At 61.3% G+C, this 14,921-nt stretch carries 13 protein-coding genes; 7 read left to right on the top strand and 6 right to left on the bottom strand.

Annotated elements, in window-relative coordinates:
- Window positions 1-52: 52 nt before the first annotated feature.
- Complete coding sequence (locus tag V8J63_RS09100; RefSeq protein ID WP_336463915.1) at window positions 53-1,279, top strand: winged helix-turn-helix domain-containing protein; 1,227 nt, start codon at window positions 53-55, stop codon at window positions 1,277-1,279.
- A gap of 89 nt (window positions 1,280-1,368) precedes the next feature.
- Here the strand turns inward: V8J63_RS09100 and V8J63_RS09095 are convergent, their stop codons facing one another.
- Entirely contained in the window at window positions 1,369-2,715 is a 1,347-nt protein-coding gene (locus V8J63_RS09095) for a class II 3-deoxy-7-phosphoheptulonate synthase (RefSeq protein WP_038861070.1), read from the bottom strand.
- Window positions 2,716-2,867: 152 nt separating this feature from the next.
- On the opposite strand from V8J63_RS09095, the gene V8J63_RS09090 reads away from it, so the two are divergent.
- On the top strand, window positions 2,868-3,623 hold the full coding sequence (locus tag V8J63_RS09090) for a spermidine synthase (RefSeq protein WP_024013768.1): 756 nt from the start codon (window positions 2,868-2,870) through the stop codon (window positions 3,621-3,623).
- A gap of 109 nt (window positions 3,624-3,732) precedes the next feature.
- On the opposite strand, the gene V8J63_RS09085 is transcribed toward V8J63_RS09090, so the two are convergent.
- Complete coding sequence (locus V8J63_RS09085) at window positions 3,733-4,524, bottom strand: crotonase/enoyl-CoA hydratase family protein (protein WP_336463914.1); 792 nt, start codon at window positions 4,522-4,524, stop codon at window positions 3,733-3,735.
- A gap of 419 nt (window positions 4,525-4,943) precedes the next feature.
- Here V8J63_RS09085 and V8J63_RS09080 point away from each other — a divergent pair, with 419 nt between their 5' ends.
- On the top strand, window positions 4,944-6,617 hold the full coding sequence (locus V8J63_RS09080) for a DEAD/DEAH box helicase (RefSeq protein ID WP_016770859.1): 1,674 nt from the start codon (window positions 4,944-4,946) through the stop codon (window positions 6,615-6,617).
- A 117-nt stretch (window positions 6,618-6,734) separates the two neighbouring features.
- Here V8J63_RS09080 and V8J63_RS09075 read toward each other — a convergent pair whose 3' ends face one another.
- Window positions 6,735-7,502 carry a DODA-type extradiol aromatic ring-opening family dioxygenase gene (locus V8J63_RS09075; RefSeq protein WP_016770858.1) on the bottom strand — a complete coding sequence of 256 codons (768 nt, stop codon included), beginning with the start codon at window positions 7,500-7,502 and terminating at the stop codon, window positions 6,735-6,737.
- Between the two features lie 103 nt (window positions 7,503-7,605).
- Here V8J63_RS09075 and V8J63_RS09070 point away from each other — a divergent pair, with 103 nt between their 5' ends.
- Window positions 7,606-8,262: a thiopurine S-methyltransferase gene (locus V8J63_RS09070; RefSeq protein ID WP_336463913.1), complete on the top strand. Its 657-nt coding sequence runs from the start codon at window positions 7,606-7,608 to the stop codon at window positions 8,260-8,262.
- 172 nt (window positions 8,263-8,434) lie between these two features.
- Here V8J63_RS09070 and htpX read toward each other — a convergent pair whose 3' ends face one another.
- Together htpX and V8J63_RS09060 are read right to left on the bottom strand one after the other, a co-directional pair.
- A complete protein-coding gene (gene htpX, locus V8J63_RS09065; protein WP_007908619.1) occupies window positions 8,435-9,322 on the bottom strand; it encodes a protease HtpX in 888 nt (295 codons plus the stop codon).
- A gap of 303 nt (window positions 9,323-9,625) precedes the next feature.
- Complete coding sequence (locus tag V8J63_RS09060) at window positions 9,626-10,837, bottom strand: pyridoxal phosphate-dependent aminotransferase (RefSeq protein ID WP_016770856.1); 1,212 nt, start codon at window positions 10,835-10,837, stop codon at window positions 9,626-9,628.
- 224 nt (window positions 10,838-11,061) lie between these two features.
- On the opposite strand from V8J63_RS09060, the gene msrB reads away from it, so the two are divergent.
- From msrB to V8J63_RS09045, 3 genes are all read left to right on the top strand, one after another.
- Window positions 11,062-11,457 (top strand): peptide-methionine (R)-S-oxide reductase MsrB, encoded by a 396-nt coding sequence (msrB, locus tag V8J63_RS09055; RefSeq protein WP_323164641.1) that lies wholly within the window; start codon window positions 11,062-11,064, stop codon window positions 11,455-11,457.
- 104 nt (window positions 11,458-11,561) lie between these two features.
- Window positions 11,562-12,047, top strand: coding sequence for a glutathione peroxidase (locus V8J63_RS09050; protein ID WP_016770854.1), 486 nt, complete (start codon window positions 11,562-11,564; stop codon window positions 12,045-12,047).
- Window positions 12,044-12,502: a MarR family winged helix-turn-helix transcriptional regulator gene (locus tag V8J63_RS09045; RefSeq protein ID WP_130887912.1), complete on the top strand. Its 459-nt coding sequence runs from the start codon at window positions 12,044-12,046 to the stop codon at window positions 12,500-12,502. The genes V8J63_RS09050 and V8J63_RS09045 overlap by 4 nt, the downstream gene beginning before the upstream one ends.
- Here V8J63_RS09045 and V8J63_RS09040 read toward each other — a convergent pair.
- The gene (locus V8J63_RS09040) at window positions 12,486-14,807 is read right to left on the bottom strand and encodes a hybrid sensor histidine kinase/response regulator (RefSeq protein ID WP_130887913.1); all 2,322 of its coding nucleotides are present in this window, start codon (window positions 14,805-14,807) and stop codon (window positions 12,486-12,488) included. The genes V8J63_RS09045 and V8J63_RS09040 overlap by 17 nt on opposite strands.
- Window positions 14,808-14,921 lie beyond the last annotated feature (114 nt).

The following is a 14,921-nucleotide window of genomic DNA, read 5'->3' as shown; positions in this document are numbered from 1 at the left end:
TACACAAACCCCTTTCAGGTGAGGTAGGTTGCGAGCAGACATGGAGGAATAAATGCCCGCGACAGTGTCCTTTTCCCTCAAACAGGCGCGACGTCTGGCGCTGGCTGCCCAAGGGTTCAACGGGCGCCAGCCGCCGACCGTCAATGCCAGTCATCTCAACCGGCTGATCGAACGGCTGGGCCTGCTGCAAATCGATTCCGTCAATGCCGTGGTGCGCTCGCACTACCTGCCGCTGTTTTCCCGTCTCGGTTCCTACCCCTCTGACTTGCTCGACCAGGCTGCCTGGAGTTCGGGGCGTCGGCGCACGCTGTTCGAATACTGGGGCCATGAAGCGTCGCTGTTGCCGCTGTCGATGTACCCGTTGCTGGGCTGGCGCATGCAACGCGCCAAGCGTGGCGAAGACATCTATCAGCAATTGGCGAGGTTTGGTCGCGAACAGCAGGAAACCATTCGCCGCGTGCTGACTGCGGTTGAGGAGCGGGGCGCGCTGGGTGCCGGCAGTCTGTCGACCCGCGAAGACAAGGCCGGGCCATGGTGGGACTGGAGTGCCGAGAAACATGCGCTGGAATGGTTGTTCGCCGCCGGTGAGGTCACAGTGGCGGGGCGACGCGGTTTCGAGCGCTTGTACGATTTGCCCGAGCGAGTGATTCCGGCAGCGATTCTGCAGCAGCCCACGCCGGACGAGGCCGAGGCGCAACGCGGTTTGCTGTTGCATGCGGCGCAAGCATTGGGCGTTGGTACGAAAAAAGACCTGCGCGATTACTTTCGCCTGAGCCCCGCGGATGCTCGCCCGCGTCTGGCTGAGTTGGTTGAAGCTGGTCAATTGCAGATGTGTGAAGTCGCCGACTGGCGGCAGATCGCCTATTGCCTGCCGGAGCCCAAAGTGCCGCGCAAGGTCATTGCCAGTGCGCTGCTGTCGCCGTTCGACTCGCTGATCTGGGAGCGCAGCCGCACCGAGCGCCTGTTCGATTTCCGCTATCGCCTGGAAATCTACACACCGCAGGCCAAGCGGGTTTACGGCTATTACGTGCTGCCGTTTTTGCACAACGAGCGGATCGCAGCGCGGGTTGATCTGCGCGCCGAACGGGCGGCAGGGCAGTTGGCGGTGCATGCGGTGCATGAGGAAGAATCGGGACTGGACGAGGAGGGCATGCTGGCGCTGGCGCTGAATTTGCGGCGGATGGCGCAGTGGTTGGGGTTGGCGCGGGTGGAGTTGAATTGTCAGCGCGAGAGTGCGTGGCGGTTGCGGGTGGCATTGGCGCGGATTGAGGTTGCCTGAGCCGGCCCTTTCGCGAGCAGGCTCGCTCCCACAGGGAAACGCATTGCAAATGTGGGAGCGAGCCTGCTCGCGAAGGGAGGCGACACGGTCTAGCGCCGAACTTGCTTCAGGGTTTCGGCAATCAAAAACGCCAATTCCAGCGACTGATCGGCATTCATCCGCGGATCACAGTGGGTGTGATAACGATCGGACAAGCCATCCTCGGTAATCGGCCGCGCGCCGCCGATGCACTCGGTGACGTTCTGCCCGGTCATCTCGATATGGATGCCGCCGGCATAGCTGCCTTCCGCTTCGTGCACCTGGAAGAACTGCTTCACCTCGCCAAGGATCTGCGCGAAGTCACGTGTCTTGTAGCCGCTGCTGGCCTTGATGGTGTTGCCGTGCATCGGATCGGAGCTCCACAGCACCTGCTTGCCTTCGCGCTGTACCGCGCGGATCAGTGCCGGCAGATGATCGCCGACCTTGTTCGCACCCATCCGCGCGATCAGGTTCAAGCGGCCCGGATCGTTGTCCGGGTTGAGCACGTCGATCAGGCGGATCAGGTCATCAGGGTTCATGCTCGGTCCGACCTTGACCCCGATCGGGTTGTTCACCCCCCGGAGGAACTCGACGTGCGCGCCGTCGAGCTGGCGGGTGCGGTCGCCGATCCACAGCATGTGCGCCGAGCAATCGTAGTAATCGTTGGTCAGGCTGTCGCGGCGGACGAAGGCTTCTTCGTAGTTCAGCAGCAACGCTTCGTGGGCGGTGAAGAAACTGGTTTCGCGCAGTTGCGGCGAGCTGTCCATGCCGCAGGCGCGCATGAACGCCAGGGTTTCATCGATGCGGTCGGCGAGGTGGCTGTACTTCTCGGCCAGCGCCGAGTTGGCGATGAAATCCAGGTTCCACTTGTGCACTTGATGCAGGTCGGCAAAACCGCCCTGGGCGAAAGCGCGCAACAGGTTCAAGGTCGCTGTGGACTGATGATAGGACTGCAGCAAACGCTCCGGATCCGGCACGCGGCTCTTTTCGTCGAAGCCGATGCCGTTGACGATGTCGCCACGGTAGGCCGGCAGGGTTACGCCGCCGATGGTTTCGTCGTTGGCCGAACGCGGTTTGGCGAACTGGCCGGCCATGCGCCCGACCTTGACCACCGGGCAGCCAGCGGCGAAGGTCATGACGATTGCCATTTGCAGCAACACTTTGAAGGTGTCGCGGATCTTCGCGGCGGAGAATTCGGCGAAGCTTTCCGCGCAATCGCCGCCCTGCAACAGAAACGCGCGACCCTGAGTGACTTCGGCGAACTGGCGGCGCAGCTCGCGCGCTTCGCCGGCGAACACCAGCGGCGGATAGCTGGCCAGGGTCTGCTCGACCTGGCGCAGGTGCGCGGCGTCGGGGTATTGCGGTTGTTGCTGGATCGGCAGGGCGCGCCAGCTGTCAGGGCTCCACGGTTGGCTCATCACGGTCTCGAAGTTCATACGCAGGGAAGCGCCATGTTAGCAGCAATTTAGTGCGTGACCTGCTCCCGCCCCATCGCCGACAATCGCCGCTTTGCCACGGCGCCACAGCGGTGCCATCGCGTCACCGCGCCCGGTGACCATCAGGAGACGAAATGACTGAGGAGCGCGTCGAGCATCTGCTCGCCGAAGTACAGGATGAGTTCGGCGTGATTCGCGTGCTGGAAGTGGCCGATTACCGCTTTCTCGAGTTCGGCGATGCGATCGAGCAGAGCTGCGTGTTCACCGCCGACCCGAGCTGGCTGGAGTATGACTACACCCGCGCGATGCTGATCGGCGCGCTGTGTCACGAGCAGCCGGAGAGTGCGCTGTTTCTCGGTTTGGGCGCGGGCACGCTGACCCAGGCTTGCCTGAAGTTTCTGCCGCTGGAAGACGTCGAAGCCATCGAACTGCGCCCGGACGTGCCGCGCCTGGCCATCGAATATCTCGGTCTGGATGATGATCCGCGTTTGTACATCCGCGTCGGCGATGCGCTTGAACTGCTGCCGACTGCCGAGCCGGCGGATCTGATTTTCGTCGACCTCTATACCGATGTCGGTCCCGGTGTCGGGCATCTGGCCTGGAGTTTTCTCGGCGATTGTCAGAAGCGCCTGAATCCGGGCGGCTGGCTGGTGATCAACCAGTGGGCCACCGACGATGGCAAGCCACTGGGCGCGGCGTTGTTGCGCGGGCTCTATCACCGGCATTACTGGGAGTTGCCGGTGAAGGAGGGCAACGTGATTCTGATCGTTCCGGCGGATCTCGATCAGGCGCTGGACATGCAGGCGCTGACCCAACGGGCCGAAGCGCTGGCGCCGCAGCTGGGTTATTCGTTGCAGTCGTTGATCAACGCGATTCGCCCGGCGACCTGAGCCGGCAGTACCGCCCCCTTCGCGAGCAGGCTCGCTCCCACATTTGAAATGCATTCTCCCTGTGGGAGCGAGCCTGCTCGCGAAGAGGCCCTGACAGGCAGCAGAATCTTCAGACGCCTTTGAAGATCCCCGGACGCCGCTCCACCAACGACCGCACCCCCTCCAGGGCATCTTCAGTGGCGAGCAACTTCTTCACCAGCGCCGGTAATGCCTGCGCCGCCGCTGTCTCACCCTCATAACGCGCCTGTCGCGCTGACATCAAGGTCGCCTGCACGCCCAACGGTGCCTGCCGGGCAATCCGTTCGGCCAGCTCAATCGCCCTTGGCAGCAAATCCTCACTGGCCATTACTTCCTGCACCAGGCCCAGATGCAACGCATCGTGGGCATCAAATTCATCGCCAGTCAGCAGCCAGCGCATCGCGTTGCCCCAGCCGGCGATCTGCTGGAAACGCAAAGTCGCGCCGCCAAACGGAAAGATCCCACGCTGTATTTCCATCTGCGCGAAGCGAGTGTTGCTCGCGCACAGGTTGATGTCCGCCGCCAGCATCAGCTCGATGCCGATGGTCAGGCAGTAACCCTGCGCGGCGACGATGACCGGTTTGCTCACCCGTGGGCCGACGAAAACGCCCCAGGGATCGCAGCCGCCGCTCGGAACCTGCCAGCCTTCGGCCAGGGCTGCGCTGGCATTGACCAGATCGAGCCCGGCGGTGAAGTGCTCGCCATGGCCGAACACCACGGCGACCCGCGCTTCGCGGTCGGCTTCGAATTCGCCGTAGGCCAGGCTCAGGTCGTTGAGCAGGTCGATATCGAAAGCGTTGCGCTTGGCCGCCCGATCGAGGCCGATCAAGTGCACATGACCACGACGTTCTCGGCTGACGCGGCCGGCGCAGGGCTGATTCATGGCTAAATCCTCGAGCAGGAAGGGCGGGTGCGCGGCGCTTTGCCGCAGGTCGGTGAACCGTTTAAGCGTCATCGCCCGCAGGGCCGGGCCTTTGCAAAATAGACCGTTGCGCGATTATCCGCAAAACCCCGTTACACGGCGGTGACACACGGATAAAGGCCACAAAAAAAGCTCCCTTTTCGGGCGAAATCCGGTATAGTGCGCGCCGGCCTTTAACCGGGCCGCGTTTAGGTAGCGCATTTCCCGAAGTCAGCTTCGGCTGCACGTCCGCATTGCGGGCTCTTCCTTGACGATTCATCTTCATTCATTCGTTTTCGCAAATCCCCGCCGACAAAGCTGCCAGGGCGACTCTTGAGTCTCAACACGGCATGCGCAGCTTTGGAGCATGGGTCTTTGCGGATGCACTTAGAGGCAGACCCATGACCCAGGAAACCGGCGGATTCGCCGCTTTTAATCTCAACCCGAATATTCTTGCAGCCGTCGCAGCGACTGGCTACGAAGAGCCTTCGGCGATTCAGCAGCAATCGATCCCGATCATCATGGCCGGCCAGGACATGATTGGCCAGGCGCAAACCGGTACCGGTAAAACCGCCGCGTTCGCACTGCCTATTCTGCACCGCATCGATCCTGCCAAGCGCGAACCGCAAGCCCTGATCCTGGCGCCAACCCGAGAGTTGGCGCTGCAAGTAGCAACCGCTTTTGAAACCTACGCCAAGCAAATGCCAGGCGTCACCGTCGTGGCTGTCTACGGCGGCGCGCCGATGGGCCCGCAACTCAAGGCAATCCGTAATGGCGCACAGATTGTTGTCGCTACTCCGGGTCGTCTGTGCGACCACCTGCGTCGCGACGAGAAAGTCCTGTCGACCGTGAACCATCTGGTTCTCGACGAAGCTGACGAAATGTTGAAGCTGGGCTTCATGGATGACCTGGAAGTCATCTTCAAGGCTCTGCCATCGACCCGCCAGACCGTGCTGTTCTCGGCGACCCTGCCGCAGTCGATCCGCGCCATTGCCGAACGCCATCTGCGCGATCCGCAACACGTCAAGATCCAGACCAAGACCCAGACAGTCACCGCGATCGAACAGGCTCACCTGTTGGTTCACGCTGACCAGAAAACCTCGGCCGTACTCAGCCTGCTGGAAGTCGAAGACTTCGACGCGCTGATCATGTTCGTGCGCACCAAGCAAGCGACCCTGGACCTGGCCAGCGCCCTCGACGCCAAAGGCTACAAAGCCGCTGCGTTGAACGGTGACATTGCCCAGAACCAGCGTGAGCGCGTGATCGACTCGCTCAAGGATGGCCGCCTGGACATCGTTGTCGCGACCGACGTTGCTGCCCGTGGTCTGGACGTTCCGCGCATCACTCACGTGTTCAACGTTGACATGCCGTACGACCCGGAATCCTACGTGCACCGTATCGGCCGTACCGGCCGTGCCGGTCGCGAAGGTCGAGCACTGCTGCTGGTGACTCCACGTGAGCGCCGCATGCTGCAAGTGATCGAGCGCGTAACCGGTCAGAAAGTTGCCGAAGTACGCCTGCCAGACGCTCAGGCCGTTCTCGATGCACGCATCAAGAAACTGACCAACAGCCTGTCGCCGCTGGTTGCTGATGCCGAATCGACTCACGGTGAGCTGCTCGACCGTCTGACCGCCGACATCGGTTGCACCCCGCGTGCACTGGCCGCTGCGCTGCTGCGCAAGGCTACCAACGGTCAAGCGCTGAACCTGGCAGCGATCGAGAAGGAACGTCCACTGGTGCCGAACAACGCACCGCGTGGCGACCGTCCTGAGCGTTCCGGTGATCGTCCTGATCGTGGTGACCGCGAGCGTCGCGCGCCAATGCCTTTGGGCGAAGGCCGTGCTCGTTGCCGTACCGCGCTGGGTGCGCGTGACGGTATCGCTGCGAAAAACCTGCTGGGCGCCATCCTCAACGAAGGCGGTCTGGCCCGTGAAGCGATCGGTCGCATCCAGGTGCGTGACAGCTTCAGCCTCGTCGAACTGCCGGAAGAAGGTCTGGAAAAGCTCCTGACCAAGCTGAAGGACACTCGCGTGGCTGGTAAGCAGCTCAAGCTGCGTCGCTACCGCGAAGATTGATCCGCCCTTGGGCTGATTGATCGAACATAAAAAATCCCCGACTGGTTCGGGGATTTTTTTTGCCTGCTTTTAGGGTTCACACAAAACACTGTGGGAGCTGGCTTGCCAGCGATGACGTCAGCCGAAGCGATATATATCCATACCCAGCGCCCCCATCGTGAAACCCTGATGCGCCACGCTGAAAACCCCGCCAGCACCGCGAGCAAAATACAACGGCAACAAATGCTCATCACTGGGGTGACTGCGCACGGCATTCGGCGCCTGCTGGCGATAATCATGCAGCGCCGTTTCATCGTCGGCCGCCAGTTTGTCGATCATCCAGTCACGAAAATCCCGCGCCCACGGTTCAATGCTTTCCGGGCCGGCATGCCAGTCCAGCTCGCGGAGGTTGTGGGTGATGCTGCCGGAGCCGATCAACAGAATGCCGTGTTCGCGCAGGCTCGCCAGCGCACGGCCAACCCGCGTCTGTAACGCCGGCCCGCCACGACTCGGCAGCGAGACTTGCACCACCGGAATGTCGGCCTGCGGATACATCAACGACAGCGGCACCCAGACACCATGATCGAACGGTCGTTGCGGATCGAGCCGAGCCGGCAATTCATGGGCGTTCAGCAGTTCAGCCACTTCGGCGGCCAGCTGCGGATTGCCCGGGGCCGGGTACTGAACTTCAAACAGCGCACGGGGGAAACCGCCGAAGTCGTGCCAGGTTTCCGGATGCGGGTGGCTGCTGACCAGCAGTTCCTGGCTTTCCCAGTGCGCCGAGACGATGACGATGGCTTTGGGGCGCGGCAGTTCGGCGGCCAGTCGCGCCAGTGCCGGGCCGCTGGCACCGGGCTCCAGCGCGAGCATCGGTGAACCGTGGGAGATAAACAGGCTGGGCAACATGGACGGGCTCCTGAGCGCTAAGATGAGCCATCTTCAGTCAGATCATCGATCTGAATCCAATATAAGTTTCTGCGGTTTTTCATCGGTTTTTCGGGAGTGAGCCATGCAGCCTGAGTTTTGGTACAAGAAATGGGATTCGAACCAGATCGGCTTTCATCAGGCCGAGGCCAACCCGTATTTGCAGCGCTACTGGCCGGAGCTGGCGATTGCACCGTCGGCACGCGTGCTGGTGCCGCTGTGCGGGAAGAGTCTGGATCTGCTCTGGCTTGCCGGGCAGGGACACCAGGTCATTGGAGTGGAGCTATCGGAAAAGGCTGTCGAGGAGTTTTTCAGCGAACATCAGTTGCAACCGCAGATCAGCGAGCAGGGCGCATTCAAGGTTTATCGCACTGTTGCGTTCGAATTGTGGTGCGGTGATTTTTTCGCGCTGACGGCAGAGGATGTTGCCGGTTGCACGGCGCTGTACGACCGCGCCGCGCTGATTGCCTTGCCGGACGCGATGCGCCAGCGCTACGCGGAGCATCTGCAACAGTTGCTGGCGCCGGGGATGAAAGGGCTGGTGATTACCCTGGATTACGATCAGTCGCAGATCCCGGGACCGCCGTTTGCGGTGAATGATGATGAGGCGCAGCGGCTGCTGGGCCAGGGTTGGCAGCTGGAGAAACTGGAAGAGCGGGATATTCTGGATGAGAGCCCCAAGTTTGTGCAGGGCGGGGTTGAGTGGTTGGTGGAGCGGGTTTATCGGGTTTCTTCCAGATAGTTTTCTGTCAGCAGCTTCGGCGTCCTCGCGAGCAGGCTCGCTCCCACAGTGGGATGCATTCCAAAGGTGGGAGCGAGCCTGCTCGCGAAAGGGACTTTGCTGACAACGCATGATCTGGAGATACAAAAAAAGGCCCGCATCGCTGCGGGCCTTCTTTTTCACTTCGGTCAAATCAACCGCGACGACGCAGTGCGTCAATACGCTCTTCCAGCGGCGGGTGGCTCATGAACATGCGGGCGAAGCCCTGTTTGATGCCACCGTTGATGCCGAAGGCGTTCAGGGTGTCGGGCATGTGCACCGGCAGGCCTTGTTCGGCACGCAGACGTTGCAGAGCGCCAATCATCGCGCTGGTACCGGCCAGGCGGGCGCCGGCTTCGTCGGCACGGAATTCGCGCTTGCGCGAGAACCACATGACGATTGCGCTGGCGAGGATGCCCAGCACCAGTTCGGCGAAGATGGTCGCGACGTAGTAGGCGATGCCCTGGCCTTCTTCGTTCTTGAAGATGACCTTGTCGACGAAGTTGCCGATGATCCGCGCGAAGAACATCACAAAAGTGTTCACCACGCCCTGGATCAGCGCCAGCGTGACCATGTCGCCGTTGGCGACGTGACCGATTTCGTGGGCCAATACGGCTTTCACTTCATCGGGCGAGAATCGCTCGAGCAGGCCCTGGCTGACCGCGACCAGCGCGTCGTTCTTGTTCCAGCCGGTGGCGAAGGCGTTCGCTTCGTAGGCCGGGAAAATCCCGACTTCAGGCATCTTGATCCCGGCTTCGCGGGACAATTGCTCGACCGTTTGCAGCAGCCATTGCTCATGACGGGTGCGTGGCTGGCTGATGATTTGCGTGCCGGTGCTCATCTTCGCCATCCACTTGGAGATGAACAGCGAGAACAGCGAGCCGGCGAAACCAAAGACCGCACAGAAAACCAGCAGCTGACTGAGGTCGAGGTCGACCCCGTTGGCCGCCATGAACCCGTTGAAGCCGAACAGGCTCAGGGTGATGCTGGCTATCAGCACGACCGCCAGGTTAGTGGCCAAAAACAGCAGGATGCGCATCATGGTTGTAGAACTCTCCTCAAGCTAAAGATGTAGCGTACTGCGGGGTATATAAGGTGCGGCACCGGGCTATTCAACCGAGTGACTATTTCAAACTGTGTCCTACAGCGGTTTCCTGAGCAAAAAGAAAATTCCCACCCTCGATTCCGACACGGATGACACAGCCTTTCGCCCCGCCGCCATTAGGTCAGATACGTCTGTACGGCTCGCATCGCAAGTGTAGAAGGGCTGCAAAGGCGCGGAACAAAGATGTGTTGCTGAATCAGACAGTGCGCAACAGCCAATCCGTTGCGCACTGCTGGCCCATTACTGGCGGTAGGACTTGAGGAAGTTGCCGATGCGGCCGATGGCCATTTCCAGATCATCGACGCGGGGCAGGGTGACCACGCGGAAGTGATCCGGCCACGGCCAATTGAATGCCGTGCCCTGCACCACCAGCAGCTTCTCGGAAAGCAGCAGATCAAGCACGAATTTCTCGTCGTTATGGATCGGGCAGACCTTCGGGTCGATTTTCGGGAACGCGTACAACGCGCCCATCGGCTTCACGCAGCTGACGCCGGGAATATCGTTGAGCAACTCCCAGGTGCGATTGCGCTGCTCCAGCAGGCGACCCTGCGGCAGCACCAGATCGTTGATGCTCTGGTAGCCGCCCAGCGCCGTCTGGATCGCGTGCTGGCTCGGCACGTTGGCGCACAGGCGCATGTTGGCCAGCATGTCGATGCCTTCGATGTAGCTCTGCGCGTTGTGTTTCGGCCCGGAGATGGCGATCCAGCCGGAGCGGAAACCGGCCACGCGGTAGGATTTCGACAGGCCGTTGAAGGTCAGGCAGAGCAGGTCCGGGGCCAGCGAAGCGGTGCAGATGTGCACGGCGTCGTCATAAAGAATCTTGTCGTAGATCTCGTCGGAGAACACCACCAGATTATGAGCCCGGGCGATTTCCAGCATGCCCAGCAACACTTCCTTCGAGTACACCGCACCGGTCGGGTTGTTCGGGTTGATGATCACCATGGCCTTGGTGTTCGGGGTGATCTTGGCCTTGATGTCGGCCAGATCCGGGAACCAGTCGGCGCCTTCGTCGCACAGATAATGCACAGCGTTACCGCCAGCGAGGCTGACGGCAGCGGTCCACAGCGGATAGTCCGGGGCTGGCACCAGCACTTCGTCGCCGTTGTTGAGCAGCGCCTGCAGCGACATCACGATCAGCTCGGACACACCGTTGCCCAGGTAGATGTCTTCGATGCCGACACCTTCAACCTGCTTCTGCTGGTAGTACTGCATCACCGCCTTGCGCGCGCTGAACAGGCCTTTGGAATCGCTGTAGCCCTGCGCGGTCGGCAGGTTGCGGATCACGTCCTGGAGGATTTCGTCCGGCGCTTCGAAACCAAACGGCGCCGGGTTGCCGATGTTCAGCTTGAGGATGCGCTGGCCTTCCTCTTCCAGTCGTTTGGCGTGCTTGAGCACCGGGCCGCGAATGTCGTAGCAGACGTTGGCGAGCTTGTTCGATTTGCTGAACTGCATGGCGATGTGATCCCGAAAATGAACGATCCAGGCGGCAAATGGACAACCGTACTGGGATTGCTGCGTCTTCGCACAGGCGGAGGTCTGGCGCTTTAGCGCTCAGAATCCGTTTGAATGCGCCCGGTCTGGCTGCCAGACTGGCGCGTGACGAGGCGCAATCATACGTGCCGCCCGATCCGTGGAAAAGGTACAGATCGGGCTTTTTCAGCCGCTGAGGTGTGATGATGGAAAAGTTGCAGAAAACCCTGGAAGAATGGCGTGCCATGCTCGACCCCGAGCAGTACAACGTCTGCCGTATGAGTGCCACCGAGCGCCCGTTCTCGGGCAAATACAACGACACCAAAACCGACGGTGTCTACCACTGTGTCTGCTGCAACGAGCCGCTGTTCGATTCCAAGACCAAATTCGACTCCGGCTGTGGCTGGCCGAGCTTTTACGCGCCGATCGGCGATAGCGCGATGGCTGAGATCCGCGACACCAGTCACGGCATGATCCGCACCGAAGTGAAATGCGCGCGCTGTGATGCGCACTTGGGCCACGTGTTCCCGGATGGCCCACCACCGACGGGCCTGCGTTATTGCATCAACTCGGTGTGCCTGAATCTCGAGCCGCGCGAATAACCGAAACAGGCGACATTGCGTCGCCTTTTTATCGAGCAATTAGATTGCACGCAATTCAATTGCTCGTTATGTTTGCGCCTTCCTCACCATTGCGGAGCCGACCCATGAGCGACAACCTGCTGAATATTCCGTGCACCACCATCAAGGGTGAGCAAAAGACCTTGGCCGATTTCGCCGGTAAAGCGGTGCTGGTGGTCAATACCGCGAGCAAGTGTGGCTTCACTCCGCAATACAAGGGCCTCGAAGAACTCTGGCAGACCTACAAGGACCAGGGGCTGGTGGTACTGGGTTTTCCGTGCAACCAGTTCGGCAAGCAGGAGCCGGGCAATGAGGGCGCCATCAGCGAGTTCTGCGAGCTGAATTTCGGCGTCAGCTTCCCGCTGTTCAAGAAGATCGACGTCAACGGCGCCGATGCTCACCCGCTGTTCGTGCAGTTGAAGAAGCGCGCCCCGGGCCTGCTCGGCTCGCAGGGCATCAAGTGGAACTTCACCAAGTTCCTGATCGGCAAGGATGGCCAGTTGGTCAAGCGTTTCGCCCCGACGACCAAACCGCAGGACCTGAGCGGCGAGATCGAAGCTTTGCTGAAATGAGCCAGCCGGGTGACTCGCTGAAGCTCGACAGCCAGTTGTGCTTCAAGCTGTACGCGGCCTCGCGGGCGGTGATTCGCGCCTATAAGCCGATGCTCGATCAGTTGGGCCTGACCTACCCGCAGTACCTGGCGATGCTGGTGCTGTGGGAATGGCAGGATGCTGCGCCGGAGCAACCGACGGTCAAGGCCTTGGGCGAACGTCTGGCGCTGGACTCGGGGACATTGACGCCATTGCTCAAGCGTCTGGAGCAGATCGATCTGGTCCGGCGTCGGCGCTCGGCGCGCGACGAACGTGAGATGCATCTGAGCCTGACGCCTGCCGGAGCCGCATTGCGCGAGCGGGTCGGTCCGCTGAAAGCGCGCCTGCTCTGCGACAGTGGCGTTGATCTGGACCGACTCAATGATTTGCGCGCCGGCCTCGATCACTTGCTCGGGCAAATCAAAGCGCTGGCGTAGTCGGCATCCACTGATCGAGCAGCGCGGCGAGTTCTTCGCGGCGAAACGGTTTGGCCAGATAGTCACTCATGCCCGCCGCGCGGCAGCGTTCGCGTTCCTCGGACATGGCATTGGCGGTCAGCGCGACAATCGGCAGATTCGGCCAGCGCCCGCTCTGGCGAATCTGCCGACTGGCTTCATAGCCATCCATCACCGGCATATTGCAATCCATCAGCACCAGATCGAAATCGGCAAACTCCAGCTGATCCAGCGCCTCGGCGCCATGCCCCGCCACCACCACATCGCAGCCAAGCTTGCCAAGCATGCCTTTTGCCACCAGTTGATTGACCGGGTTGTCCTCGACCAGCAGCACCTTGCCCCGACGCGCGGACGGCGAGGCGTCCGCTTGCGCTTCGGTGAGGGCGGCGACCTCCGGTTGCAGAATCCGTCGCAGATGCTGGTACAGCGCGTTGCGCGCCAGCGGCCGGGCCTGCTGCTGCAAGGGGGCGAGGGCGGCGGCTTCTTCGCTGGGCAGAAAACTGCCGTAAGCAGTCACCAGCAGAATCGGCGCGGTGATGCTCGGGCGTAAACCGAACAGGCATTCCGGACAATCGGTGATCAGCACATCCGGATTCAGGCCCAGCAGCGAATCATCGATGGTGCGCTGCGTGTATTCCAGGCCCCACACCGGCAACAGGCTTTTCAGCAATTCCGCCAGGCCACTGCTGGCAGCGGTGATGGCGAGAACCTTGCCGCGTAACGGCAGCGGAGGGAGGGCGCGAGTGTGGCAGGGCAGTGGCAGCTCGGCACAGAACTGGCTGCCAAAACCGCTTTCGGAGCTGATGGTCAGGCGCCCCTGCATCGCTTCGCACAGGTTATATGTCAGCGCCAACCCCAGCCCGGTGCCGCCGTACTGACGGGTGATACCAGCGCCGGCCTGGGTGAACGGCTGGAAGATTTTCACCTGCGCTTCCTGGGCGATGCCGATGCCGGTGTCGCAGACTTCGATGCGCACGCCGCCCTTGTGTGCCGACAGGCGCACATCGACCCGACCGAAACGGGTGAATTTCAGCGCATTCGACAGCAGGTTGCTGACGATCTGCCGCACTCGGGTCGGGTCGCCCAGCACCAGCGCCGGGAAGTGCGGCTCGATCAGGCAGGTCAGCTCTACGCTCGGCGCGGCGTTCTGCGAGAGCAGGTTGGCGGTGTCTTCGATCAGCGAGCCGAGGTCGAACGGGATGTTTTCCAACTCCAGTTGCCCGGCGTCGAATTTCGACAGGTCGAGAATATCGTTGAGCAGTTCCACCAGCACCTTGCCCGAGTCGTGGGCGATCGACAGTTGTTGCTGCTGCTCGGCGTTGAGCGGGCCATCCAGCGACAGTGCGATCATCCCCAGCAGACCGTTGAGCGGTGTGCGGATTTCATGGCTCATGTTGGCCAGAAACGCCGAACGCGCTTCGGCCATGTCCAGCGCAGTGCGGCGGGCCACTTCGAGCTCTTCGTTGGATTGACTGAGGCGGGCGTTGATTGCCTTGAGCTCGGCGGTGCGCGCCGAGACGATGTCTTCCAGTTGCGCGAGGTATTCGGTCAGGCGGTTTTCTGCGGTTCGCCGCTGCTGGATTTCGGTGGCGATGTTTTCGAACTGCTGATTGGCGACCTTGACCAGCACGCCGATTTCATCGTTGCCGTGGCCGGCCGGGCACTCGAGCGTGGTCGGCTCGGCGCTGCGCGGGTCGCGGCCGCTGAGCTCACGGATGACCCGCACCAGTGGTTTGGTCAGCATCACGTAGAACAGCGCCAGGAGGATCCCGGTCAGCAGCAGGCTGCGGGCGAAACCGTTGAGCAGGGTGACTTCCGCGCGGCGCAAGAAGCGGCTGCCAAAGGCGTAGGTGTCGACTTCCAGTTTGAGGACGCCGAGGGATTCGTTGGGCAAATGGTCGAGGTACAGGCGATCTTCGAAATGACGCTTGGCGCCGAACAGGAAGTCGCTGATCAGCCGATAGCTGCTCTGCAGTTCCGGGCGTTTGACGTTGGCCAGGACGGTCTCGTTGTTGTCGATTAATTGCGCGGCGATGATCGCCGGCGAGCGCAGCAGGCCGAGGGTGAGCTCCTGCGCCAGTTCGGCATCGATGTTGTAGGCGATGCGCGAGGCCGGATTGTGGCTGATTTCCAGCAGTGCGAGGATTTCCCGGTTGATGGAAGCGTCTTCGCTGGCATAATCGATGCCGATCTGCAGCAGACTGAGCAGGGTGCCCAGAATGAACCCGACCAGCACGGTAAGCCTGGCTTGCTTGTAAGACAGCCGGTGGGTGAATTTGATATCCATGGGTTGTTGAACCACTTCCGTTTCCCTTCGCTGCTCAAGCATAGTCGATCATGCAGGGATACCGAGGTTCCCGAATCGCCTTGTAACAAGGCTTGCTGAGGCGATTTTATCTGT

It is taken from the genome of Pseudomonas sp. CCNWLW23 (assembly GCF_037095675.1).
In the GTDB taxonomy this organism is placed as follows: Bacteria; Pseudomonadota; Gammaproteobacteria; order Pseudomonadales; family Pseudomonadaceae; genus Aquipseudomonas; species Aquipseudomonas atacamensis.
This window is presented reverse-complemented; position numbering and strand designations above follow the sequence as displayed.